The following is a 23,883-nucleotide window of genomic DNA, read 5'->3' as shown; positions in this document are numbered from 1 at the left end:
AAAACATGGCAGCTAAAGGCGCTCGTGAGAAAATCCGTTTAGTTTCTACAGCAGAGACTGGTCACTTCTACACAACTGATAAAAACAAACGTAATATGCCTGAAAAAATGGAAATCAAAAAATTTGATCCAGTAGTGCGTAAACACGTTATCTATAAAGAAGCAAAAATCAAATAATTTTGCCGATTTGAAAAAAGCCCGACATTGTTCGGGTTTTTTTATATCACAAATTCATTACCGAGATTATCTATGCCTGAACTTCCTGAAGTCGAAACAGCCCTACGCGGTGTCACCCCCTATTTGAAAGGTTTTACCATTGAAAAAATTGTAGTGCGCCAACCCCAATTACGTTGGGTGGTTTCTCCAGAATTAACAACGCTCAAAAACGTCAAAATTTTAGATACTTCTCGTCGTGCAAAATATCTCATTATTCATACAGAAAAAGGTTACATCATTGGTCATTTAGGGATGTCTGGCTCTGTTCGAATTGTGCCGCACGATAGTCCTATTGATAAACACGATCACCTTGATATTGTAATGAATAATGGGAAATTACTGCGTTATAACGACCCTAGACGCTTCGGTGCATGGTTATGGAATGAAAACTTAGATGACTTTCATCTTTTCCTAAAACTTGGTCCTGAACCGCTTTCAGATGAATTTAACGCCGAATACCTTTTTAAAAAATCACGCAAGAAATCGACCGCACTTAAAACCTTTTTAATGGATAATGTCGTCGTCGTGGGCGTAGGAAATATTTATGCCAATGAAACACTCTTTTTATGTGGTTTGCACCCCATGAAATTAGCCGAAAATCTTACGCGAAGCCAATGTGCCTTACTCGTTGAAACAATTAAAGACGTATTAGCAAAAGCCATTACACAAGGTGGAACAACATTAAAAGATTTCTTACAACCCGATGGTCGCCCTGGTTATTTTGCTCAGGAATTGTTAGTGTACGGAAACAAAGATAAACCTTGTCCAAAATGTGGCACAAATATTGAAAGTATGATTATTGGGCAACGCAATAGCTTTTATTGCCCTCATTGTCAGAAAAAGAAATAGGCGTTATTACACGCCTATTTTTTAGAAAAAGGCACTCCAGAAATGAGAAATTGGCATGGCGAGGAAAAGAGCCGGCAGCATATTCGCCACATGGAACATTTGGATATTACAAATGCGAAAGCCCGCAGCTATCATTAGCATACCGCCTACCGCAGCAAAATCACCTCGCATTTCAGGTGTCACGAAAGGAATAATAAACACCGCAGAATAAGCTAAGATCACTTGAACCAATGTTTGTGGCACAAAAATACTTGCCACTGAAATGCCGAGGGATGTAGCAAAGATCATCGAGGTGAAAAAATCTAGAAAGGATTTTACAATAAGGATATCAAAATTCCCCGTCATCCCCTCATTCATCGCCCCGAAAATCCCCGTTCCACTAAATGAAAACAAAATCACAATCGCAACAAATTTAGATAAGAACTCTTCTTGGCTATTCATGCTACTTGGTGTATCAGGAAACATCTTTTCAACAAGGCCTTTCGCTGATGAGGCAAGCTTATTGATCCCATGTTCCAATAAAAGCAACTCGCCAATTATCGTCCCTAATAACAGCGATAAAATCATTGCCGGCATATTCGTGGTTTTCTCCATCATCACAATACCCATGCCCATCGAACACAAGCCAAAGATTAAGGTTAGATTAGTGCGTAAACGCTCTGGAATGCGTCCACCGAGCGCCGCACCGATAACTGCGCCACTGATAATCGCCAGTGCGTTGATATAAGGTCCGATAATCATATTATTCTTCTCCGAGTTGACTCACCCTATTATACGAAAAACAAGATGAAAATCGACCGCACTTTTCCCTCTTAATATGCAACTCACCTACCACTTTTCTAATACTCAACATACCTCTTTATAAGTATTTTGATTTTAAAGTTTGATCAACCTCAAATTTTTGAAAAAAAACCGTATAAAAACTACTACTTTTTGGTATCTTATGCTTGCGTTGAGCCATTTTTATGAGCGAATTCAAAAGCTTAATAGGAATTGTTCGCATTTTAAATTGTTTTTTTTATTCTTTCCTAATGGAGTGATTATCGTGAACGCATTGAGAAAAAGCCTTGTTTTGGCCACTTCTTTCGCAGCTTTAGGTGTATACAACTCAGCGATGGCTGAAATGGTGTACAAACCTCTTGAACAACCTGTGGAAGCAGCGAACCCCAATTTAAAAATTGAAGCAGTAAATGAAAAATTTGCTGAGAAATATCCTAGCCAATTCAATTCGTGGAAAGCGACTGAAAAAGGCGACAAAATCATCTATGCTGATGAACAAGATCCTCGTTTAATCGTGTTATGGGGGGGCTATTCTTTCGCAAAAGAATATAACGCACCTCGTGGTCACGTTTATGCAGTAGAAGATGTACGTAATATTTTACGTACTGGTGCGCCCAAAAATGCAAATGATGGCCCACAACCAATGGCATGTTGGACTTGTAAAGGTCCAGACGTTCCTCGTTTAATTGCAGAATGGGGTGAAGATGGTTACTTTGGTGCAAAATGGGCTAAAGGTGGACCTGAAGTGGTCAACTCAATCGGTTGTGCAGACTGTCACGATACTACATCAAAAGACTTTGCCGAAGGCAAACCAGCATTACGTATTGCTCGTCCACACGTTCTTCGTGCATTAGATCACTTAAATAATGCACTTCAAGCAAAAGCAAAAGCTGAAGGTAAAGAACAAGCTAACTTAAGCTTTAACACAGCTGCTCGCACTGAAAAACGTGCTGAAATCTGTGCAAACTGTCACGTTGAATACTACTTCGCGGGCGACTTAAAACAAGTAACCTTCCCTTGGGATAACGGTCAAACTGTTGATGACATCGAAAAATACTATGATGATATCGGCTTCAGTGACTGGACTCACTCTCTTTCTAAAGCACCAATGTTAAAAGCGCAACACCCTGACTTTGAAATTTGGTCTTTAGGTATGCACGGTAAAAACGGCGTAACTTGTATCGACTGTCACATGCCTAAAGTACAAGGTAAAGACGGTAAAGTTTACACCGACCACCAAATCCAAAACCCATTCGATGCATTTGATACCACTTGTGCAAACTGTCACGATCAAAGCAAAGAAAAACTTAAAGACATCGTTGCTTCACGTAAAAAAGAAGTGAAAGATGTAATGGGTCGTTTAGAAGATCAACTTGTTCGTGCTCACTTTGAAGCGAAAGCGGCATGGGATGCAGGTGCAACTAAAGAAGAAATGGAACCTGTTTTAATGGATATCCGTCACGCTCAATGGCGTTGGGACTACACAGCAGCAAGCCACGGTGGTCACATGCACGCACCTGATGTAATGCTTCGCGTATTAGGTTCTGGTATAGACAAAGCAGCGGATGCACGCGCTAAACTTGCAGCAATCTTAACTAAACATGGCGTGAAAACTCCGGTTGAAGTACCAGATATTTCTACAGCTGATAAAGCATGGAAAGTAATGGGTATTGATATCGAGAAAGAACGTAAAGCGAAAAAAGAATTCTTAGAAACTGTTGTACCTCAATGGGTAAAAGAAGCGAAAGCCAATGGCAAATTAGCTGAAGATACCGCAACAAAACAATAAAAAAAGAACCGCACTTTGTAACTAAAGTGTCGAAGTGCGGTCATTTTTAACCATATATTTGAGGTAATCAGAATGAATTTAACTTCTTTAATCAGCAAATCGGCAAAATCCCTCGCATTGCTTGCAATGCTTGCGGCAATGCCAATGGCTGCAAGTGCGGAAGATATGGCAAAAACACCTGCCTCTCAACTCACTTATGAGCCACAATTGGATAACCAACGTGACCCAAACCAATATTGTGCGAAATGTCACAAATTTGACCAAGTTGATAAAAACCAAACTTTAGATCAATCTGGTGGTGAATTACACTTTGGTAAATTCCACGGCGCACACTTAAATCAAAAAAGCCCTAACACAGGTAAACCGATTAACTGTGTAAACTGTCACGGTAATATTTCGGAAGATCACCGTCGTGGTGCAAAAGATGTGATGCGTTTTGATGGCGATATCTTTGGTGATAAAAAACCAATGTATACCGCGCAAGAACAAAACCAAGTTTGTTTTGCTTGTCACCAACCTGCAAAACTTCGTGAAAAACTTTGGGCGCACGATGTTCACGCAATGAAATTGCCTTGTGCAAGCTGCCACACATTACACCCGAAAGATGATGCGATGAAAGGTATTCAACCGAAAAATCGTGTGAAACTTTGTGTAGATTGCCACGGCGAACAACAAAAACGCAAAGCGGCAAAAGACACACAATCACAAACGCAATCAACCGAACAAAAGGATAAATAATGACAGCTTGTTCACGCCGAAACTTTGTTTCCGGCATGGGGGCATTAATCCTTATGACGGGGACATCAGTTACCTCTTTAGCGAAAGAGGAAAAGGCGGATAAACCGAAACGCTATGCAATGGTACACGACGAAACAGCTTGTATCGGCTGTACCGCTTGTATGGATGCTTGTCGTGAAACAAACCACGTTCCTGAAGGCGTTTCACGTTTGGAAATTCTCCGTAGTGAACCTTACGGCGAATTCCCAAATCAAGAATACGAGTTTTTCCGTCAATCTTGCCAACACTGTACAAACGCCCCTTGCGTGGCAGTTTGTCCGACCGGTGCATCATTTATTGATCCTGAAACAGGTATCGTCGATGTGCATAAAGATCTTTGTGTAGGTTGCCAATACTGTGTTGCAGTTTGTCCTTACCGCGTACGTTTCATTCACCCAGTACACCGTACTGCGGATAAATGTAACTTCTGTCGCGATACAAACTTAGCAGCTGGCAAACAACCTGCTTGTGTAGAAGCTTGTCCAACCAAAGCATTAACCTTTGGCGATATGAATGATCCAAGCAGTGCAGTTTCCCGCAAAGTGAAAGAAAATCCGGTTTATCGCACTAAAGTGGAATTAGGTACTCAACCAAATCTTTACCATATTCCATTCCAACACGGGGAGCCAAGAAGATGACATTAGATTATCCTGTTCCGTTTCACACACCTAATTTGGTGTGGGATTCAACAATCGCTATCTATTTATTCTTACTTGGTATTTCTTCCGGTGCGGTACAATTAGCGATTGCTTATAAACGTAGTCACAAATTAGAAAATCCTAGCAAAAACTGGATTATCCGAGCGGCCGCCGTTTTAGGTTCTGTGCCAACATTAATTGGTTTAACCCTGTTAATTTTCCACTTGGCACGTCCTTGGACATTCTGGAAATTGATGTTTAACTATCAATTCAACTCTGTAATGTCTATGGGGGTAATGTTATTCCAAGTTTATATGCTGTTCTTGGTATGTTGGTGTGCGGTTATCTTCAAAGAAGATATCATGGCGTTCATTCAACGTTTTATGCCAAAACTCGGCTTCGTCGGTAAAATTATCAATGTATTAGAACGTTTAACTGGTCCTGTAGAAGTTATTCTCTTCATCTTAGCCGCTGTGCTAGGGGCTTATACTGGTTTCTTACTTTCAGCATTGATCAGTTACCCAATGTTGAATAACCCTGTTCTACCAGCGTTATTCCTGGCTTCTGGTACCTCTTCAGGTATCGCAGCAACCTTCTTATTTATCCTCATTGCAGGTAAATTAAAGGGTGATAGCCATGAATCACACTTCATTCATAAATTTGAAGTGCCAATTATGGTGACTGAACTTGGTTTATTAATCTGTTTCTTTGTTGGTCTACACTTCGGTGGTGGTCAGAAAGTGGTTGCATTACACAATGCACTTTCCGGCTTCTGGGGTGCAGTGTTCTGGATTGGGGTATTCTTAATTGGTATCATCATTCCTCTACTTGCGAACCTTGCAGTAAAAGACAACTTAAAATACAACAAGAACTTTATTATCCTTGTGTCAATCTTCGACTTAATAGGGGTTCTCTGCTTACGTTACTTCATCTTGTACGGCGGACAACTTACCGTTGCGTAAGGATAAACTTCTTATTTAATCAAAAGGCGTATACAATACGCCTTTTGTTTATTTAGAAGAATAAAGTGCGGTTAATTTTACGTATGTTTTTCATGCTTAAAATTAACCTTATTTTGTAAAATACAACCTTTAATATAATACTGAAGAATACTATGCTTCCCGAACTCGGATTTCTCTCATTACTCTTTGCTACCACCGCGGCGATCTTACTTTCCATCGTGCCGCAAATAGGTATTTTGCGAAATAAACCCTCTCTCACCAACACAGCTTGGGGATTAAGTTATTGTTTCGGTATTTTTACGAGCGTTTCAATCGGTATTCTTGCCTACTCTTTTGCAACAGATGACTTCACTTTGGAATACGTGGCAGCGCACTCCAATTCTCAACTCCCGACATTTTTTAAAGTCGCCGCCACCTGGGGCGGACATGAAGGCTCTATTTTATTTTGGCTTTTCACATTAAGTCTTTGGTTAGTGGCTTTTGCCTTTTTCTCTCGCAAAAATGACCGCACTTTTTCTGCACAAACCCTTTCTTTACTCGGCTTAATTTGTCTTGGGTTTGCTATTTTCATTTTATTCTACTCCAATCCATTTGGACGTGCTTTTCCTGCCCCTGCAGAAGGGCGAGATCTCAATCCAATGCTGCAAGATATTGGCTTAATTTTCCATCCGCCGCTTTTATATGTGGGTTATGTGGGCTTTGCTGTTAACTTTGCCATATCAATTTCAGCCTTAATCTTTAATCGTTCTGCACAAGTAATTGCGCGTGCGATGCGAGCTTGGGTTCTCGTTTCTTGGTTATTCTTAACGTTAGGGATCGTTCTCGGTGCCTGGTGGGCATATTACGAATTAGGCTGGGGTGGCTGGTGGTTCTGGGACCCTGTAGAAAACGCCTCACTTATGCCATGGTTATTAGGACTTGCACTTTTACACAGCTTAATGGTGACTGAAAGACAAGGCATGTTTAGCTACTGGACAACACTCTTTTCCCTACTCACTTTTGCATTTAGTGTATTAGGCACATTTATTGTCCGTTCAGGTGCATTAACCTCTGTTCATGCTTTTGCTTTAGATAGCTCCCGTGGTTATGTACTATTACTTATTTTCTTCTTATTGACTGTCGGCTCACTCAGTTTATTTGCCCTACGCACAAATACCAATGAAAGTGCGGTCAAATTTCCACTCATTTCTAAAACTGGGGCTATTTTAGGTTTAAATATCGTATTGACCGTCGCAACCGTCAGTACCTTCTTAGGCACTTTCTATCCAATGCTATTCCAAGCCATGAATTGGGGAAGTATTTCTGTGGGGGCACCTTACTTTAATAGTATTTTCTTGCCCTTGCTCACGTTAGTAATTTTTGCCATGGCGGGTACACTTTGCTTAAACTGGTTTAAATCAGACAAAAAACGCTTTTTCAAACGTCTGTTATTACTTATTCCCGCTGCAGTAATTGCTTATGGCATGATTTGGAACGCGTTACAAAATGACAGTGCGTTACGTTTCCATTTCTTTGCTTATGTATTACTCACCCTCGCTATTTGGGTATTATTCGTCACCTTATGGCAAAATTGGACAAAAGTAAGACTTGCCTATTTTGGAATGATTCTTGCACACTGCGGCGTGGCGATTGCCACAATGGGTACCGTAATGAGTAGTTACTTTGGCAGTGAGTTAGGTGTTAGACTTGCACCACAACAAAGCCAACAATTAGGTCAATTTGAATTCCACTACGATCGTTTTTCCAATGAAATTGGGCCAAACTTTACCGCCGAAGTCGCTTTCGTTAGCGTGTCAAAACAAGGCAAACCGTACGCTGAAATTGTACCGGAACGCCGTTATTATGATGTTCGAACTATGACCATGAGTGAAGTAGGGTTAGATGCTGGCTTTTGGGGCGATTTATACATTGTTATGGGTGATAACTTAGGCAAAGGCGAGTTCACATTCCGATTGCATTACAAACCGCTTATTCGCTGGTTATGGCTCGGGGGCATTTTAATGGCACTTGGCGCATTATGTTCAGCCATCAATTTGAAGAGAAAAACGTGATGAATAAAAAGTTTATTTTGTTTTTACCGCTGATTTTGTTATTGAGTATTTGCTTACTGCTTTTTGTTGGCTTACACAAAGATCCAAAACAAATTGCCTCAGCACTCATTGATAAGCCTGTGCCAGAATTCTATCAAGCAAATCTACTTGAACCGAGTCAAATTGTCAGCCCAAGAGATTTTCCCCAAAAACCGTTCCTACTTAACGTGTGGGGAAGTTGGTGTGGCTATTGCCAACAGGAACACCCTCTTTTGATGGAAATTTCAAAAGAAGTGCCAATTGTGGGCATCGACTATCGTGACAAACCACAAAACGGTATTGCAATGCTCGAACGCATGGGCAATCCATTTATACTCACTATTGACGATAGCCGTGGTGAATTTGCGATGCAATTAGGCGTAGATGGCGCACCAGAAACCTATGTTGTCGATGAGCACGGCATGATCCGTTATCGTCATTCTGGCTATATGGATAGAGAGACATGGCTCACTGAGATCAAACCAAAACTTGATGAATTAACTAAAAAGTAAAATGAAAAAATTAACCCGATTTCTGACCGCACTTTTACTGACTTTCGCCCTTTTTGCTCACGCAGAAATGGTGGATACCTATGCGTTTAAAAACCAAACCGATCGCACTCGTGCTGTTGAACTGGCGAAATCCTTACGTTGCCCACAATGTCAGAATCAAAACTTAGTTGAGTCCAATTCACCAATTGCTTATGACTTACGTATTGAAGTCTATAAAATGGTGGATGAAGGAAAAACGAATCAGCAAATTATCGACACGATGACAGCTCGTTTCGGTAATTTCGTAAACTATAAGCCACCTTTCCAATGGAATACAGCACTACTCTGGCTATTGCCTATTTTGTTATTAATTGGGGCTTTTGCGTTAATTTTATTTTCTACTAAAAAATCAGAAGGCGAGCCAAAACAACTCGAAAATCAACTTCATACTGCCCCTAAAGAAGAAAAAAGTGCGGTCAAATTTGAAACCAAATCCGCCATTTGGGTCTTTGCTATTTTATTAATTCTTCCCTTAAGTTATTACTTCTCCCTTGATCGTTTTGAACGTGTTCAACAAGGCGAAAAAGAGATGCTTGAGCTTGCCAATAAAAAAACAGATACATCAATGGTGCATCAAAAAGAAGATATGGTGCTCAAAATTCAAAATAAAATTCGAGAAGATGTAAATAACCCTGAGCTTTGGGCTCAGCTAGGTGATGCCTACATGCAAAATGATGAATTTGATCATGCGCTCATCGCCTATAGCAATGCAGAAAAAATTTCAGGCACAACTCCCGCTATTTTAGGCCTAAAAGCGACCGCACTTTATTATCAAGCCGGTCAAAACATCACACCACAAATCCAGCAAATAATGGATGAGGCGTTAAAACAAGATAAACATGAAATATCAGTAATGACATTATTGGCGACCGAAGCCTTTAAAAATCATGAAGCTGAAAAAGCCAAAGCTTATTGGCAGCAATTATTAGATTCTGGTAATGCTGCCGTGGATCGCCGTACTGTCATCCAACGAATCAAAATGATAGACTATTTTGAAAAAGGACAAACCTCACAATAAGCTATGTCTCATTATTCAGAAAATATCATTATTGGAGCCGGTGCTGCCGGCTTATTTTGTGCCGCACAGTTAGGCAAGCTGGGCAAACAAGCCACCATTTTTGATAACGGTAAGAAAATTGGTCGAAAAATTTTAATGTCTGGCGGTGGATTCTGTAATTTCACCAATATGGAAATCACATCTGGCCGTTATATCAGCCAAAATAAACATTTCGTCAAATCTGCCTTAAAACGTTATACACAATGGGACTTCATTGCTTTAGTCGCTGAGTACGGCATCCCTTACCACGAAAAAGAATTAGGTCAGTTATTTTGTGATAATGGCGCAGAAGATATTGTGAAGATGCTCGGAGCCGAATGTGACAAATACGGTGTCAGCATTCAACTACGAAGCGAAGTCAGTGATATTGAGGCCATTGAAAATATCCCTAATGCACGGTTCAAATTAAAGGTAAATACAGTTGAATGGCAATGCCAAAATTTGATTATTGCCACGGGCGGGCTCTCTATGCCTGGCTTAGGCGCTTCGCCTTTTGGCTATCAAATTGCAGAACAATTTGGGTTAAATGTGATTCCTCCGCGAGCAAGTCTTGTGCCATTCACGTGGCGAGAAAGTGAAAAATTCTACTCGGCACTCTCTGGCGTTTCATTAGATGTGGCTGCAACGAATCAGCACAAAACCTTTACTCATCAAATGCTGTTTACCCATCGTGGCTTATCAGGCCCTGCTATTTTACAAATATCCAATTATTGGCAACCTGGTGAAAGCATTCATTTAGATTTATTGCCTTATAACAATATTCGACATCACCTAGATGAGATGCGTCAATCTTCGCCAAAATTGCAGTTAAAAACCGTATTAAGTCGCTTATTACCGAAAAAATTAGTCGAGCTTTGGTTAGAACAAGACTTGATTCAAGATGAAGTGATTGCGAACTTAAGTAAAGTGCGGTTAGAAAGTTTAGAGAATTTAATCCACAATTGGCAATTCATTCCTAATGGCACTGAGGGCTACCGCACGGCTGAAGTCACAATGGGGGGGGTCGATACTCATGAGATCTCATCTAAAACTATGGAGGCGACAAAGATTAAAGGTCTCTATTTTATCGGTGAAGTGCTCGATGTTGTCGGTTGGTTAGGCGGCTACAATTTCCAATGGGCATGGAGTTCGGCTGCTGTTTGTGCAATGGGGATTGCTGAAAGTTAATCTTTATCTGCATTAATTATTTTCATCATGAATGAAAAAATCATTACTTTGATCATGAAATATCCTTACGTTAAAATCATCACACGAAAATAAAAAAGAAGGATATAAACATGACATCAAAAACACTTCCCTTCCACGCTGATACTGTGAGCTCATATTTACGTTCTCAACCTTTAAAAGAAGCCCGTGCAAAATTTGCAGCAGGCGGACTTTCTCGTGAACAATTAACGGAAGTTGAAGATCAAGAAATTGCTAAATTAGTACAAGCACAGTTAAATGCCGGTATTCAAGTGATCACAGATGGGGAATATCGTCGTGCATTTTGGCATATTGATTTCTTAGAAAACCTAAATGGCATCGAAGGTTATCACCCTGAACACGGTTATAAATTTAATGGCGTGGAAACCAAACCTTACAATACTCGCTGCTGCGGTAAAGTCTCTTGGAATCCAAACCATCCATTTATCGAACATTTCAAAAAATTAAAAGATATTGTTGGGGATCGTGGCGTCGTAAAATATACCATCCCTAGTCCGAATCAATTAATGTATCCAATCCAATGGGATACAGGCGTTTATGCGACACGTGCAGAATTTGCCAAAGATGTTCAACAAGCGTATAAAGATGCGATTAAAGCCTTCTATGATGCGGGCTGTCGTTATTTACAATTTGATGATGTATATTGGGGTTCACTCTGTAACAATCACTTAAAACCAGAATTTGAAGCAGATAAAGCACAGGCGCTTGAAAATATTCGAGTAGTATTAGCTGCTAAACCAGCAGATATGGTTATCACAACGCATGTTTGTCGTGGCAATTTCCGTTCAACTTATTTATTAACCGGTGCATACGATCCTATTGCGGATGCGTTATTCGGCCAAACCCAATACGATGGCTACTTCCTAGAATATGATGACGAACGTTCTGGTGGATTTGAACCATTAAAACATTTTGCCAATAATCCACACAAAGGCCGTGTTGTATTAGGTTTAATCAGTTCAAAATTCCCTGAATTAGAAGATAAAGCAGCTATTAAAGCACGCATTAAAGAAGCGGCTCAATATGTTCCACTTGAGCAGCTTTGCTTAAGCCCACAATGTGGTTTTGCGTCAACAGAAGAAGGGAATATCATGACGGAAGCGCAACAATGGACAAAAGTCCGTTATGTTGAAGAAATTGCTAAAGAAGTATGGGGTGAAGATTAATTCTTTTCATAAAACATACTGTTTTTAAACCGTACTTTTATAGGCTGAGAGCGTAGCAATACGCTCTTTTTTATTGCTTACTTTCAATAAATAAAAAAGCTGATGTTATCCACATCAGCTTTATCATTATCGATTTGTCGCTAGATTTGCGTTAAATCGACGTTTTTCGTTTCTTTTGAGGCTAATAATGCTAACAAGGTTAAAAATGCATTAATGGCTAAATAAATCCCCACGCCCATTAAGCCATAGAGAGCATTGATTTTTAATGAAATCATTGCTGCAATGGTAGCCCCGATAATCGATGCAATGTTGTAAGCTAAAGAAGCCCCAGAATAACGCACTTCTGTTGGGAATAATTCAGGCAATAACGCTGCCATTGGGCCAAATGTCATGCCCATTAATGCCATACCAATTACCAAGAAAGCAAATACGGAGGTTGGTGTGCCATTTCCAAGGAATAATGGCATACATAACGCGAAAATTAAAATGCTGACCGTTGTCCAAATCAACCATTTACGGCGACCAATTTTATCTGCATAAAGGCCTGAAATACTGATAAAAATCGCAAAAACAATCGCGCTTATTAAAAGTAATCCCGTGAAGGTATTGGCAGGAATGCCTAACCCCATTGGATAACCCGCTTCTGAAAGGGTTGACGGTGTGCGAGAATACGCTTGTGCAAAGGCGGTCATAATATAGAACAAGGAATAGGTTGCCACCATAATAAAGGTACCAATCACCATTGGTTTAAAGTGTTTAGTGAATACCACACTCACCGGTGCTTTTAATTTTTTCCCTTTTTCTTCTGCTTCAATGAACACATGGCTTTCATGTAAGGTTAAACGAACATATAACCCAACTAAAACTAAGGCTAAAGAAGAGATAAATGGAATACGCCACGCCCACTCAACAAGGGCTTGCTGGCCCCAGAAATAGCTCACTAAGAAGAAGGTCGCATTAGCCACAAATAAACCAATTGGCGCACCTAATTGAGGGAATGTACCATACCAAGCACGTTTTCCTTCTGGTGCATTTTCTGTTGCCACTAAAGCGGCGCCACCCCATTCACCACCAAGGCCAATACCTTGACCGACGCGGCAGATACATAACAAAATCGGTGCCCAAATACCAATTTGAGAATAAGTCGGCAACAAGCCGATAATAACCGTAGAGCCCCCCATTAAAACCAAAGAGGCGACCAAGGTTTTCTTACGACCGATCTTATCACCGAAATGCCCAAATAAAGCAGAGCCAATTGGACGAGCAAAGAACGCTAAGGCTAATGTGGAAAGAGAAAGTAAATCATCTGAAAGCGGATCACCGCTCTGGAAGAATTGCGTGTTAAAAACTAATACTGCCGCAGCGGCATAGATATAATAATCAAAGAATTCAATTGCAGTACCCACCATGGATGCCAAAGCAACCTTAAATGGATCATTACGAAGTTGTGAGGACATTTTGCTTCCTTAAGAGTCAAATAAAATGAAAGGGCTAAATCCTAGCATTTCCCTTAAGGTTGAGCAATTTTTAATACGATATTTTCGATTTTTTCAGCAAAATATGTTGGGTTTTCTAAATGTGCATTATGACCAGCATTAGGAATAATCGTTAAATCAAGTTGATGAGCCTCTGCCATTTGGCGAAACTTCTGATCTCGTTCACCACAAAAATAAAAAAATGGCAGCAAACTTGACCGCACTTTCTCTCGAAAATCAGGCTGTTTGGCAAGGCTAGTGGCTAATAACATATTGCCTATATTTGCCCCACAATTGACTTTTCTCTTTTCAATTAATGCTTTGCGTTGTTGTTCATTCAAATGAGAAAAGACGGGTTGTTGATACCAATCTTCGAGTACGGCTTCAGGGGGTTCATGGAAAAAACGCTTAGCCCACATTTTGTCATTAACTAAACGACTTTGTTTTTCTTGCTCAGACTGCAAACCTAAATTCGCCCCTTCTAAAATCACTGCTTGTAAATTGCCTCTTTGCACTTGAGCATGTATTGCATAATATTGTGCGACTCGCCCACCAAGTGAATAACCGATCAGGATATAAGGTTCATCTTTTATGAGACTTTGTATTTGGCTTTCAAGAAATTGGGCCGTTTGCTCAAAATCTTCAACCGCTACAGTTTTATTCTCTCCATGAAACGGTAAATCGAGAGAGAGACAATGAAAGTGCGGTAGATTTTCGATGACTTTTTGCCAGTCCGATTTTGTACCAAGTAAGCCGTGGAGGAAGATAAGATTCATCATAATGCCATATAAAGAAATCCCCTCTGATTTAAGAGGGGAAATGAATTATTCACCAACCACGGCGTGGCTGATTTGTTCAATCAAGCGCTTATAAGTTGCACTGCCATCGCTAGGGTTTGTTTTTATCTCAATGAGCGTAGCACGGCGGCGAGTATAAGCTTGTTTTAACACTGAGCTTAAATCTGCCCAGGTGTAAGGTAAAGCATATTTTAAACCAAACATTGCGGCGACTTGAGAGAAATCGCCATTATGTGGCAAACGATAGAATTGCTCTTTCACCTCTTCATCCACCGGCAACATATCAAAGATTGCACCGCCATTATTATTAATCACAAAAATAATAGTCGGTTGAGTGACATTCTTAAATAAGGCTAAAGAGTTCAAATCATAAAGTGTTGACGTATCACCAATCATGGCTACCACTGGCTGATCGGCGCCGATACCAATACCTGCAGCCGTGGCTAATAAGCCATCAATCCCGCTTGCACCACGGTTGGTGAAAATTGGATACCCTTCTGGTAGTTTCGTTAACGCATCAACCAATCTTACAAAAAGGCTATTTCCTAAGAACAGAATACCGTTGTAAGGTAAAACACGCTCAATATGATGTGCTAGTGAGGCTTCATTAAGATTACCACCGACTTGTTGTTCGATAAAGGTTGCACAGAATTTTGAAAGCGCAAGTGGCTCGAGTAACCAAGGTTTTTGACGCAATGGCGGATGTGCACGCAACCAATGATGTGCTTTGGCGTTAAAGCGAGTTTGCGTATGGTGATTTGGATCGACTGCATTTTGACTTTGCTCCACCACCCAAAATTCGCCTTGGAATTCCGCTAAGAATTGATTAATACGTTTACTGATAAAACGAGAACCAAATTGGATTACGATATCTGCTTGAAGTAATTTTTGCTTCACAGTTTGATTTGCTAGCCAAATATCTGCATAAGGGGTAAGTGGCTCGACACCAGATTGAATATCCGTCAGCAAAATCCAGCCCATGGTATTTGCCCACGAGTTAATCCCCATTGCTTGTTCAGGCGTTAATTGACCAGCCACAATGACACCACGTTTCGTACGCCAAGTATCCCAATTCTCGTGCATCAACACTTCTTGTTGTAATGGCTGATGATCAACCCAATTTTTAGGCTGACTTAACCAACGTTGAATTGGCATTAACCACGGATGACCGTCAATTTCTTGTTCTTGCGCATTATAAAGTGGCTCTGCAAAAGGTACGTTGATATGCACCACGCCTGGTTGTTGCTTTTGTTTATAACATGCTTGTTCTAACGTAGAAATTAACCATTTTGCCCCATAATCGGCTTGAGGTTTCGGTAAATTGACACTTGCCACTGGGTAATCAGCAAACATATTTTGTTGCACGATCGCTTGATTCGCACCACATTCCCACAATTCAGGTGGTCGATCGGCAGTAAGAATAATTAAATTCACGCCTGTTTGGCGAGCTTCAATAATCGCTGGATATAAATTTGCTGCAGCAGTGCCTGAGGTTACAATCACAGCAACAGGTGCTTGTGTGGATTTTGCAATCCCCAAGGCAAAAAAGCCTAAGCCACGCTCATCAAAATGACTATGGCAAGTTGCTCGAGAGGCATTTTGTAAACGCACAGCTTCTAGCGTTAAAGGTGTTGAGCGAGAACCAGGCGCAATACAAAAGTGACTCACTCCTTGGCGAACCAAGGTTTCTAAGATCACTTTTGACCAACAACGATTAAATACGCTTACAGACATTCTTCTTATTCTCCGTTATTCTCTGCAAACAAGGAAATGAGCCCTGCCGCTTTACGTTCAATTTCTAACCATTCTTCTACAGGTTGTGAGCCTTCCACAATACCGGCTCCAGCAAATACACGCACTCGGTTTTCTTCAATAAAAGCCGAACGAATGGTGACGCAAAATTCTGAAAGATGTTGACTCATCATGCCTAATGTACCGGCATACCAACGACGATCAAAAGTTTCGATTTCAGCCAAGGCTTTCTTTGCTTGCTGCTGTGGTAAGCCTGATACAGCCGCCGTTGGATGAATCGCCTTCAGTAAATCGGCATCCGTACAAAGTGCGGTCAATTCTGCTTGCATTTTTCGAATCAAATGCTGCACTTTGCGTAATGACTTTAATGCGACATCATCAACAGTAATTTGTTCCACTAAGTGACTGATATTTTGTGAAATATCCTCAACTACCAACCAGTTTTCATTGAGGTTTTTTTCATCATTTAACAGCCAATTCGCACGTTCATCATTTTCACTCGGATTATCACTAACAGGCGCTGTGCCCGCAAGGGCCTCCGTAAATAACTGGCGATTATCTCGTGCAAACAGGCGTTCTGGTGTTGAGCCCACAAAACAGTTTTGGGCGTTATCTGCCCATAGAAAATGGTAACAACCGCTATTTTTTGCTTGGCTTGCCGCAAGAAAATCTTTTCCGTTTAACTCACCTTGAATACGAAACACTGTTTCATTTGCTAAGACGAGCTTGGTTAATTCCCCTTGTCGAATTTGGGTAAGTGCTTGGTTGACCCAATCACACCAAGTGCCTTGATTCGCTTTTGGCTCTACGTTTTCGATGGTTAATTGATTGAGGGGTAAAAGTGCGGTCGTTTTTTCAAATGAATTTAGAACCACTTTTGCTGAATCAAGCTTATTTGTTTCAACAAAAACAGAAACTACTGTCTCACCATTTTGCTGTTCAATTAAAACTTGAGGCAAAATAAACTGACTTTCACCTTGGAACTGTAAACCGCCCACTAAAGGGAAACCGTGCTCTTGAATAAATTGCTGTGCCAAATTCACATCTGAAAATGACCGCACTTTACCCACGGCAGCGACGGTTTTAGCTTCATCACGAAAACGCAAATAAAATTGCGGATAGACTGACTGCCCTTTCATCCATGCCAAAAGATCAACATCCGATTCCACCTTCGTTTGAAGATGTACAATAGATGCTTGCTGCTCCGTTGTTGCCAAAGCGTCAAATTGGCGAATTAGCGCAGATTTAGCTTGTTCTAAAGGGCCCATGAAAAATAATAAAATACACAAAAAATTAGCTTATATTCTACCGCACTTTAATACATTCAAAAAATTTTTTTATTAAATCTTTTCAAGATAAGAATTTAAGCGTAAATTAGACATAATTTTTTGAATGAAAATCTAATTATCATAGGATGTTATTAATGCGCTCATTTCCAAAATCAGACAAATTAGAACACGTTTGCTACGATATTCGCGGACCGGTTCACAAAGAAGCTTTACGCCTAGAAGAAGAAGGCAACAAAATCTTAAAACTGAATATCGGTAACCCTGCCCCATTTGGCTTTGAAGCGCCAGATGAAATTTTAGTAGATGTCATCCGTAATTTACCTTCTGCACAAGGTTATTGCGACTCTAAAGGCTTGTATTCTGCACGTAAAGCTATCGTGCAATACTACCAATCAAAAGGCATCTATGATGCAACGGTAAACGATGTATACATCGGGAATGGTGTATCTGAATTGATTACCATGTCAATGCAAGCCCTTCTTAATGATGGTGATGAGGTATTAGTCCCAATGCCAGATTATCCGTTATGGACAGCTGCGGTGACGCTTTCTGGCGGAAAAGCGGTACATTATTTATGTGATGAAGAAGCAGGCTGGTTCCCTGCTATTGATGATATTCGCGCGAAAGTCAATGCCAAAACCAAAGCTATCGTGGTGATCAACCCAAATAACCCGACTGGTGCGGTATACAGTAAAGCATTACTCGAAGAAATTATCCAAGTTGCACGTGAAAATAATCTGATTATTTTTGCGGATGAAATTTATGACAAAATTCTCTACGATGGTGCTATCCACCATCATATCGCCGCCCTTGCACCAGATGTATTAACGATTACATTCAATGGTTTATCAAAAGCTTATCGTGTTGCGGGTTTCCGCCAAGGTTGGATGATTTTAAATGGGCCGAAACAACATGCCAAAGGCTATATTGAAGGCCTAGATATGCTGGCATCTATGCGTTTATGTGCAAACGTACCAATGCAGCACGCCATTCAAACGGCATTAGGTGGCTATCAAAGCATTAATGAATTTATTCAACCTGGCGGTCGTTTACTTGAGCAACGTAATAAAGCCTACGAGTTGCTCACTCAAATCCCTGGTATTAGCTGCGTAAAACCAATGGGAGCAATGTATATGTTCCCGAAACTCGATATCCAAAAATTCAACATTCATAGTGATGAAAAATTTGTGCTCGATTTATTACGTAAAGAGAAAGTGCTTTTGGTACATGGTAAAGGCTTTAACTGGCACTCACCGGATCACTTCCGTGTCGTGACACTCCCTTATACAGGCCAATTAGAAGAAGCGATTGGCAAACTGGCTCGATTCTTAGAAACTTATCAGCAATAATAAAAAAGAGCGGTTAATTGATCTGACCCCAAAAAGTTAGACTGTCATTTAAAGGATTGTTTTCGGTATTGTATCGGACTCAGTCCTTTTAATTTTAGTTGAATCCGTCGATGATTATAGTAATCCAAATAATCTCTGACGGCATCAACTATCTCCTCTCTACTGTTAAATTCCCGACCATAAAAACATTCTGTTTTTAATCGTCCAAAGAAACTTTCCATCGCGGCATTGTCCAAGCAATTCCCTTTTCTCGACATACTTTGAATGATGCCATGTTCAGCCAAGATTCGACGATAAGCTACCATTTGATATTGCCATCCCTGGTCTGAATGTAAAATGACACCACAAGCTTTATTTAATCCTTTGACGGCTTCCATTAACATGTCCTCTACTTGCGCCCAGTTTGGGGAATAGCTGAGATTATAGGAGACTATCTCATTGTTAAATAAGTCTAAAATTGGGGATAAATAGACTTTACTTCCATCTTTTGCCTTAAACTCGGTGATATCAGTTACCCATTTTTGTTTCGGGGCCGTTGCACTAAAATCGCGTTCAAGATGATTCGGTGCAATCCCCCCTATCGTGCCTCGATAGGTCGTAAATTTCTTGCTTTTTCTTGACCGCACTTGAAGCCCAAGTGTCTGCATTAAGCGTTGGACTTTTTTATGATTTACGTCTGGTAAACAGGCATGAACACGTCGGTAGCCATAATCAGGATGATTGGCTTTGATGCGTTTAATGGCCTTTTTAAGCGGCTCATCCTTATCCGGTTTAATCTGAAGTTTCGCAAAAAACGTACTACGCGCTAACTGTGCAAAGCCTAAAAGCCATTTTAACGGATAGCGTGTTCTTAACCTTTGGATAATTTCCGTTGCTCGGCTTCGTCCTGAAGTCTGAGCCTTCTCAACTCCTTTAGGTAGGCTACCTCCGCTTCAAGCTGTAAAATTCTCAGGCGTAAACGGTCTTCTTCAGTTTTGGGTGGCGGTGGCATTCTGGCATATTTGGGTTTCATTGGCGGTCGTCCTGATGGTTTACGGGGAATCAGTCCTTTTATGCCACTTTTTTCAAACCGTTTCAACTATGTCCTGACTAGGGCGTTGGAAGGAATATTGTAAAAACGCGCGGCTTCTCTGATACTCATTTTTCGATTCAGAATAGGTTGGAGAGCCTGTAATTTAAATTCGATTGTGTAGTGTTTACCCATAAAAAAATCTGCACCTCAATTGTTGGTTTGTTGAGTCCAACTTTTGGGGTGCAGATCAAATTAACCGCTCTTTTTTTATTTTATTATTTATGACTAAGCCCAGAAATAACGCACAACATGGAAGAAAATTGGTGCGGAGAAACAAAGCGAATCCATACGATCTAAAATACCGCCATGGCCACTGATCATATTACCCCAGTCTTTCACGCCCATACTACGTTTCATTGCCGACATCACGAGTCCACCTAAGAATCCCATTAAGCAAATTAACAAACTCATTAAAAACGCTTGCCATGCACTAAATGGTGTCATCCAATGAAGCATCATCCCTAATAAACTTGCGCTTAATACCCCACCGAAAAAGCCTTCTACTGTTTTAGATGGAGATAAGGTTGGCGCAATTTTATGTTTGCCGAAGAGTTTACCCCAAACGTATTGCAACACATCACTAGACTGTACCACCAAGATTAAGAAAATCATTAATAGAAGATTTTTTCCTTCATAACCTGAGATATCAAGTGTCAGTAAAGCCGGAATATGTGAAATACAGAATACACTAATCATCAATGCCCACTGAATTTTCGTAGAACGATCTAAGAAATTCGCTGGGTCACCAAGTAATGCTGAAAGAATCGGTAAAAATAAGAATCCATATACTGGAATGAAGATAGTAAACATACTAAACCAATCAATGGCGACTAAAAAATATTGCAATGGCAAAATCACATAAAAACAGGCTGCGAGTGCAAGATGATCGCCTCGACGAATATTCAATAGAGAAAGAAACTCACGCAATCCCATAAATGAAATAATCAAAAAGAGCACAATCACGCCATAAAAGCCCAATAAGCTCGCAATAAAGATAATCCCAATCATCACCCACCAAGCATTGATGCGTGCATTCAGATTATCAATGACACTATTAGGGGTATCCACACCTGCTCTACGTTTTAAAACATATCCAACGGTGGAAGCAAAAATTAAGGCGATAAATAAACCACCGAAGAGTTGCCATATTTCCGTCATCATTTACTCCTAAGATTTGCCTTTTTCACTGATGTTTAAACTTAATAATGCCGATTGAGCACGTGTTAAAAATTCACCTTTAGTCTCATCTATCCCAATCTTTAGTGGTTCACCGACATAAAGATCACATAACAACGGGATCGGTAAAATAAAGCCTTTTGGTAAAACGTTATTCATATTGCTAATCCAAACAGGGACAAATTCACAATCAAGATTTTCTTTAGCTAGATAATACAAGCCACTTTTAAAGGGTTGAAGAGGCAAATCATCATCCGTTTTACGGGTGCCTTCAGGGAAAAGAATAAGCGAATCATTCTCCAATGCTTCCGTCATTTGTCGTATTGCCGTTTGTGGATCTTGGCTATTACGCTCAATCAGTAACATATTAAACACTTTATAGGCTAGAAAGCGGCGAATTGCACCTTTCGTCCAATAATCTTTGCCTGCAACAGGACGTGTTTGCTTTCTCACTTCATAAGGTAATGAAATCCAAAGTAAGATGAAATCACCATGACTGTTATGATTAGCAAAATAGACACGATGCCCTTCTGAAGATTGTTCCGTAATTGCGGTTTGTGGTCGAACGCCTGTAATAAAAGAAGCAAAACGACACAATAAAAAATCGATTAATCTCGCGATCATATTTGCTCCTATTACTCCGTCACTTCGGCTAAACCATTTTTTACTCGCTTAATACAAGTCACGATGAGCAAAATAATCACGATATTGGCTATCCAACAGAAAAGCGAATGCAAGCTACCATTCACCGCATAGAGCAAACCGAGTACACCAAACACGAATGCACGATCACTTTTACCCATTGGGCCATCATAACGACGCGTTTTGCCTTGAACTTGCCCCAAAATACCACATAACTCACTCAACGCGGCAAGCCAAATAATACTTGAGATTTGAACTCCATCAAAAGGCGCGACAAAAGCAAAAGGAAGGTAAAGTGCGGCATCAGAGACGACATCAGTAATTTCATTAAGATAACCACCTAATCGACTTTTTTGATTAAATTCACGTGCGAGCATGCCATCAATGGCATTCAACGCCATACGCAAAAACAACCAAATAGGAATAAGGAAGAAAAGAGAAGAAAATGTCGGGAATAGTGCGAGAACCACACCTAATAAAATAGAAAGTAAGCAGGCAATTAGGGTAACTTGATTTGCTGTTACGCTAATTGCCTCTAATTGCCTAACTAAAGGCCGAAGTAAATTCTGAAATTTGGGTTTTAAAGCATAGATACTCATCTACCATCTCCTTGTTTTTATTAAAAAACATAAATATGTTTCCAATAATAGGACGGTATAGAGTATTACTCAAGTTTTTTATTCATCCATATAACCTAAACTTCTCAAGGCACGTTCATCATCCGCCCAACCGGACTTCACTTTGACCCAAAGTTCAAGGTGTACTTTATTATCAAATAAGCGTTCCATGTCAGCACGCGCTTCCATACCAATGGTTTTAATTTTTTGACCGCCCGCACCAATTACCATTTTTTTCTGGCCTTCACGTTCAACGAGAATTAATCCATTTATTTCATAGGTGCCACGTTCATTCACTTTGAACTGTTCGATTTCAACAGTAACAGAATAAGGCAATTCTTCACCCGTAAAACGCATTAATTTTTCACGGATTATTTCTGATGCCATAAAACGCTGTGAACGGTCTGTTACATAATCTTCAGGGAAGTGATGAACGCCTTTACGTAATGATTGACGAACAATTTTCTCTAATTGATGGACATTATTACCACGTTGCGCGGATATTGGCACAATGTGAGCAAAGTTAAACTTACTGCCTAAATCTGTAATAAATGGCAATAAATCATCTTTATTCTTAATATTATCAACTTTGTTGATGGCAAGTACGACAGGCGCTTTGGCATTACGTAATTTATTTAACACCATTTCATCATCGGCATTCCAATGTGTGCCATCCACGACAAAAATAATGAGATCCACATCCCCGATCGCTGAGCTTGCTGCACGATTCATTAAACGGTTAATGGCTCGTTTTTCTTCGATATGAAGTCCCGGCGTATCTACGTAAATTTCTTGGTAGATGCCTTCCGTTTTAATTCCCACAATACGGTGACGCGTGGTTTGCGCCTTGCGAGACGTAATCGAGATTTTTTGCCCCAAAATTTTATTTAACAGGGTGGATTTCCCTACATTTGGGCGCCCTACGATAGCGATAAAGCCACAATAGGTTTCTTGCTCTTGATTTAATTCAGTCATTTAATTTCCAATGTTTTTAAGATTTGTTCTGCGGCCGCTTGTTCTGCTTTACGGCGGCTAGAACCTTTCGCAATAAAAGTGCGGTCAATATTTGGTACGTTTTTTACCGTACATTCCACGGTGAAGGTTTGACAATGGGCTTCGCCTTCAATTTTTATTACTTCATAGGTTGGTAAGGCGAAATGCTTACCTTGTAAATACTCTTGTAAACGCGTTTTGGCATCTTTTTGATTATCACCAGGCTTAATTTCAGTCAATAAAGTTTTATACCAACTACGCACAATATCTGCCGCTTTATCAAAGCTTGAATCTAATGCCATTGCGCCAATTACCGCTTCAACACAATCAGCTAAAATAGATTCTCGACGAAATCCTCCACTTTTCAACTCTCCAGAACCTAAGAACATATAATCCCCAAGTTCAAAATTTCGGGCAATCATTGCCAGTGTAGGCTCACGCACTAATGTTGCTCGCATTCTGCTTAGTTCACCTTCATTACAACGAGGGAATTGATGATAAAGCACATCTGCGATGACATAATTGAGGATAGAATCACCTAGAAACTCTAGGCGTTCATTATGTTGAGTGGCGGCACTGCGGTGTGTCAGTGCCAATTTTAAGTGTTTTAGATCGGAAAATTGATAACCAATTTTTCGTTCTAGTCGATCTAAATGATTCAT

The 23,883-nt window shown here is 40.3% G+C and carries 25 protein-coding genes; 12 read left to right on the top strand and 13 right to left on the bottom strand.

From position 1 onward, the window contains the following. Positions 1–5 precede the first annotated feature (5 nt). Together rpmG and mutM are read left to right on the top strand one after the other, a co-directional pair. Positions 6–176, top strand: a complete 171-nt coding sequence (gene rpmG, locus DX522_RS08485; RefSeq protein ID WP_005613503.1) for a 50S ribosomal protein L33 — start codon at positions 6–8, stop codon at positions 174–176. Between the two features lie 72 nt (positions 177–248). Continuing rightward, complete coding sequence (mutM, locus tag DX522_RS08480) at positions 249–1,064, top strand: DNA-formamidopyrimidine glycosylase (RefSeq protein WP_115180484.1); 816 nt, start codon at positions 249–251, stop codon at positions 1,062–1,064. Positions 1,065–1,085: 21 nt separating this feature from the next. Here mutM and DX522_RS08475 read toward each other — a convergent pair whose 3' ends face one another. Next, the gene (locus tag DX522_RS08475; protein WP_115180483.1) at positions 1,086–1,805 is read right to left on the bottom strand and encodes a DUF554 domain-containing protein; all 720 of its coding nucleotides are present in this window, start codon (positions 1,803–1,805) and stop codon (positions 1,086–1,088) included. Positions 1,806–2,109: 304 nt separating this feature from the next. Between DX522_RS08475 and nrfA the strand changes: the two genes are divergently transcribed. The 9 genes from nrfA (at position 2,110) to DX522_RS08430 (ending at position 12,059) form a co-directional block, all read left to right on the top strand. Further along, complete coding sequence (gene nrfA, locus DX522_RS08470; protein ID WP_177991529.1) at positions 2,110–3,633, top strand: ammonia-forming nitrite reductase cytochrome c552 subunit; 1,524 nt, start codon at positions 2,110–2,112, stop codon at positions 3,631–3,633. Positions 3,634–3,705: 72 nt separating this feature from the next. Then, a complete protein-coding gene (nrfB, locus tag DX522_RS08465; RefSeq protein WP_115180482.1) occupies positions 3,706–4,371 on the top strand; it encodes a cytochrome c nitrite reductase pentaheme subunit in 666 nt (221 codons plus the stop codon). Continuing rightward, positions 4,371–5,048 (top strand): cytochrome c nitrite reductase Fe-S protein, encoded by a 678-nt coding sequence (gene nrfC, locus DX522_RS08460; protein ID WP_005695543.1) that lies wholly within the window; start codon positions 4,371–4,373, stop codon positions 5,046–5,048. Before nrfB ends, nrfC begins: the two co-directional genes overlap by 1 nt. Further along, positions 5,045–6,010: a cytochrome c nitrite reductase subunit NrfD gene (gene nrfD / locus DX522_RS08455; RefSeq protein ID WP_049363046.1), complete on the top strand. Its 966-nt coding sequence runs from the start codon at positions 5,045–5,047 to the stop codon at positions 6,008–6,010. Before nrfC ends, nrfD begins: the two co-directional genes overlap by 4 nt. Before the next feature lie 152 nt (positions 6,011–6,162). Beyond that, on the top strand, positions 6,163–8,061 hold the full coding sequence (gene nrfE, locus DX522_RS08450; RefSeq protein ID WP_115180481.1) for a heme lyase NrfEFG subunit NrfE: 1,899 nt from the start codon (positions 6,163–6,165) through the stop codon (positions 8,059–8,061). Next, positions 8,061–8,591 carry a DsbE family thiol:disulfide interchange protein gene (locus DX522_RS08445; RefSeq protein WP_115180909.1) on the top strand — a complete coding sequence of 177 codons (531 nt, stop codon included), beginning with the start codon at positions 8,061–8,063 and terminating at the stop codon, positions 8,589–8,591. The genes nrfE and DX522_RS08445 overlap by 1 nt, the downstream gene beginning before the upstream one ends. Before the next feature lies 1 nt (position 8,592). Beyond that, the gene (gene nrfF, locus DX522_RS08440) at positions 8,593–9,648 is read left to right on the top strand and encodes a heme lyase NrfEFG subunit NrfF (protein WP_115180480.1); all 1,056 of its coding nucleotides are present in this window, start codon (positions 8,593–8,595) and stop codon (positions 9,646–9,648) included. 3 nt (positions 9,649–9,651) lie between these two features. Beyond that, positions 9,652–10,854, top strand: a complete 1,203-nt coding sequence (locus tag DX522_RS08435; RefSeq protein ID WP_115180479.1) for an NAD(P)/FAD-dependent oxidoreductase — start codon at positions 9,652–9,654, stop codon at positions 10,852–10,854. Positions 10,855–10,964: 110 nt separating this feature from the next. After that, a complete protein-coding gene (locus DX522_RS08430) occupies positions 10,965–12,059 on the top strand; it encodes a 5-methyltetrahydropteroyltriglutamate--homocysteine S-methyltransferase (RefSeq protein ID WP_115180478.1) in 1,095 nt (364 codons plus the stop codon). Positions 12,060–12,199: 140 nt separating this feature from the next. Here DX522_RS08430 and DX522_RS08425 read toward each other — a convergent pair whose 3' ends face one another. Genes DX522_RS08425 through DX522_RS08410 form a run of 4 tightly spaced genes read right to left on the bottom strand, consistent with a single transcriptional unit; the run spans position 12,200 to position 17,351 of the window. Further along, entirely contained in the window at positions 12,200–13,516 is a 1,317-nt protein-coding gene (locus DX522_RS08425; protein WP_115180477.1) for an MFS transporter, read from the bottom strand. 53 nt (positions 13,517–13,569) lie between these two features. Further along, positions 13,570–14,313, bottom strand: coding sequence for a 2-succinyl-6-hydroxy-2,4-cyclohexadiene-1-carboxylate synthase (gene menH, locus DX522_RS08420; protein WP_115180476.1), 744 nt, complete (start codon positions 14,311–14,313; stop codon positions 13,570–13,572). A 45-nt stretch (positions 14,314–14,358) separates the two neighbouring features. After that, positions 14,359–16,065, bottom strand: coding sequence for a 2-succinyl-5-enolpyruvyl-6-hydroxy-3-cyclohexene-1-carboxylic-acid synthase (menD, locus tag DX522_RS08415; protein ID WP_115180475.1), 1,707 nt, complete (start codon positions 16,063–16,065; stop codon positions 14,359–14,361). 5 nt (positions 16,066–16,070) lie between these two features. After that, positions 16,071–17,351 (bottom strand): isochorismate synthase MenF, encoded by a 1,281-nt coding sequence (locus tag DX522_RS08410; protein WP_115180474.1) that lies wholly within the window; start codon positions 17,349–17,351, stop codon positions 16,071–16,073. Positions 17,352–17,506: 155 nt separating this feature from the next. Here DX522_RS08410 and DX522_RS08405 point away from each other — a divergent pair, with 155 nt between their 5' ends. After that, positions 17,507–18,721: a pyridoxal phosphate-dependent aminotransferase gene (locus DX522_RS08405; protein WP_115180473.1), complete on the top strand. Its 1,215-nt coding sequence runs from the start codon at positions 17,507–17,509 to the stop codon at positions 18,719–18,721. Between the two features lie 44 nt (positions 18,722–18,765). Here DX522_RS08405 and DX522_RS08400 read toward each other — a convergent pair whose 3' ends face one another. The 8 genes from DX522_RS08400 to rnc form a co-directional block, all read right to left on the bottom strand. Continuing rightward, positions 18,766–19,584 (bottom strand): IS3 family transposase, encoded by an 819-nt coding sequence (locus DX522_RS08400; protein ID WP_262054296.1) that lies wholly within the window; start codon positions 19,582–19,584, stop codon positions 18,766–18,768. Next, positions 19,572–19,799 (bottom strand): hypothetical protein, encoded by a 228-nt coding sequence (locus DX522_RS11730; RefSeq protein WP_262054202.1) that lies wholly within the window; start codon positions 19,797–19,799, stop codon positions 19,572–19,574. Before DX522_RS11730 ends, DX522_RS08400 begins: the two co-directional genes overlap by 13 nt. Continuing rightward, positions 19,800–19,925 (bottom strand): helix-turn-helix domain-containing protein, encoded by a 126-nt coding sequence (locus DX522_RS08385; protein ID WP_115180471.1) that lies wholly within the window; start codon positions 19,923–19,925, stop codon positions 19,800–19,802. Positions 19,926–20,018: 93 nt separating this feature from the next. Further along, the gene (locus DX522_RS08380; protein WP_262054295.1) at positions 20,019–20,951 is read right to left on the bottom strand and encodes a phosphatidate cytidylyltransferase; all 933 of its coding nucleotides are present in this window, start codon (positions 20,949–20,951) and stop codon (positions 20,019–20,021) included. Between the two features lie 9 nt (positions 20,952–20,960). Beyond that, entirely contained in the window at positions 20,961–21,593 is a 633-nt protein-coding gene (locus DX522_RS08375; protein ID WP_115180469.1) for a lysophospholipid acyltransferase family protein, read from the bottom strand. 11 nt (positions 21,594–21,604) lie between these two features. Continuing rightward, positions 21,605–22,210, bottom strand: a complete 606-nt coding sequence (locus DX522_RS08370; protein ID WP_115180468.1) for a CDP-alcohol phosphatidyltransferase family protein — start codon at positions 22,208–22,210, stop codon at positions 21,605–21,607. 78 nt (positions 22,211–22,288) lie between these two features. Further along, positions 22,289–23,203 (bottom strand): GTPase Era, encoded by a 915-nt coding sequence (gene era, locus DX522_RS08365; RefSeq protein ID WP_115180467.1) that lies wholly within the window; start codon positions 23,201–23,203, stop codon positions 22,289–22,291. Continuing rightward, the gene (gene rnc / locus DX522_RS08360) at positions 23,200–23,883 is read right to left on the bottom strand and encodes a ribonuclease III (RefSeq protein WP_115180466.1); all 684 of its coding nucleotides are present in this window, start codon (positions 23,881–23,883) and stop codon (positions 23,200–23,202) included. Before rnc ends, era begins: the two co-directional genes overlap by 4 nt.

It is taken from the genome of Haemophilus parainfluenzae, assembly GCF_900450995.1.
Taxonomy (GTDB): Bacteria; Pseudomonadota; Gammaproteobacteria; order Enterobacterales; family Pasteurellaceae; genus Haemophilus_D; species Haemophilus_D parainfluenzae_O.
This window is presented reverse-complemented; position numbering and strand designations above follow the sequence as displayed.

Excerpts from the sequence above, each read along its gene's own strand:
- era (WP_115180467.1), bottom strand. The coding sequence starts at position 23,203 with ATGACTGAATTAAATCAAGAGCAAGAAACCTATTGTGGCTTTATCGCT.
- nrfD (WP_049363046.1), top strand. The coding sequence starts at position 5,045 with ATGACATTAGATTATCCTGTTCCGTTTCACACACCTAATTTGGTGTGG.
- DX522_RS08425 (WP_115180477.1), bottom strand. The coding sequence starts at position 13,516 with ATGTCCTCACAACTTCGTAATGATCCATTTAAGGTTGCTTTGGCATCC.
- DX522_RS08435 (WP_115180479.1), top strand. The coding sequence starts at position 9,652 with ATGTCTCATTATTCAGAAAATATCATTATTGGAGCCGGTGCTGCCGGC.
- DX522_RS08375 (WP_115180469.1), bottom strand. The coding sequence starts at position 21,593 with ATGATCGCGAGATTAATCGATTTTTTATTGTGTCGTTTTGCTTCTTTT.
- DX522_RS08430 (WP_115180478.1), top strand. The coding sequence starts at position 10,965 with ATGACATCAAAAACACTTCCCTTCCACGCTGATACTGTGAGCTCATAT.
- DX522_RS08410 (WP_115180474.1), bottom strand. The coding sequence starts at position 17,351 with ATGGGCCCTTTAGAACAAGCTAAATCTGCGCTAATTCGCCAATTTGAC.
- DX522_RS08405 (WP_115180473.1), top strand. The coding sequence starts at position 17,507 with ATGCGCTCATTTCCAAAATCAGACAAATTAGAACACGTTTGCTACGAT.
- rnc (WP_115180466.1), bottom strand. The coding sequence starts at position 23,883 with ATGAATCATTTAGATCGACTAGAACGAAAAATTGGTTATCAATTTTCC.
- mutM (WP_115180484.1), top strand. The coding sequence starts at position 249 with ATGCCTGAACTTCCTGAAGTCGAAACAGCCCTACGCGGTGTCACCCCC.
- menD (WP_115180475.1), bottom strand. The coding sequence starts at position 16,065 with ATGTCTGTAAGCGTATTTAATCGTTGTTGGTCAAAAGTGATCTTAGAA.
- DX522_RS08380 (WP_262054295.1), bottom strand. The coding sequence starts at position 20,951 with ATGACGGAAATATGGCAACTCTTCGGTGGTTTATTTATCGCCTTAATT.
- DX522_RS08370 (WP_115180468.1), bottom strand. The coding sequence starts at position 22,210 with ATGAGTATCTATGCTTTAAAACCCAAATTTCAGAATTTACTTCGGCCT.
- nrfF (WP_115180480.1), top strand. The coding sequence starts at position 8,593 with ATGAAAAAATTAACCCGATTTCTGACCGCACTTTTACTGACTTTCGCC.
- DX522_RS08385 (WP_115180471.1), bottom strand. The coding sequence starts at position 19,925 with ATGGGTAAACACTACACAATCGAATTTAAATTACAGGCTCTCCAACCT.
- rpmG (WP_005613503.1), top strand. The coding sequence starts at position 6 with ATGGCAGCTAAAGGCGCTCGTGAGAAAATCCGTTTAGTTTCTACAGCA.
- nrfC (WP_005695543.1), top strand. The coding sequence starts at position 4,371 with ATGACAGCTTGTTCACGCCGAAACTTTGTTTCCGGCATGGGGGCATTA.
- nrfE (WP_115180481.1), top strand. The coding sequence starts at position 6,163 with ATGCTTCCCGAACTCGGATTTCTCTCATTACTCTTTGCTACCACCGCG.
- nrfB (WP_115180482.1), top strand. The coding sequence starts at position 3,706 with ATGAATTTAACTTCTTTAATCAGCAAATCGGCAAAATCCCTCGCATTG.
- menH (WP_115180476.1), bottom strand. The coding sequence starts at position 14,313 with ATGATGAATCTTATCTTCCTCCACGGCTTACTTGGTACAAAATCGGAC.
- DX522_RS08445 (WP_115180909.1), top strand. The coding sequence starts at position 8,061 with ATGAATAAAAAGTTTATTTTGTTTTTACCGCTGATTTTGTTATTGAGT.
- DX522_RS08475 (WP_115180483.1), bottom strand. The coding sequence starts at position 1,805 with ATGATTATCGGACCTTATATCAACGCACTGGCGATTATCAGTGGCGCA.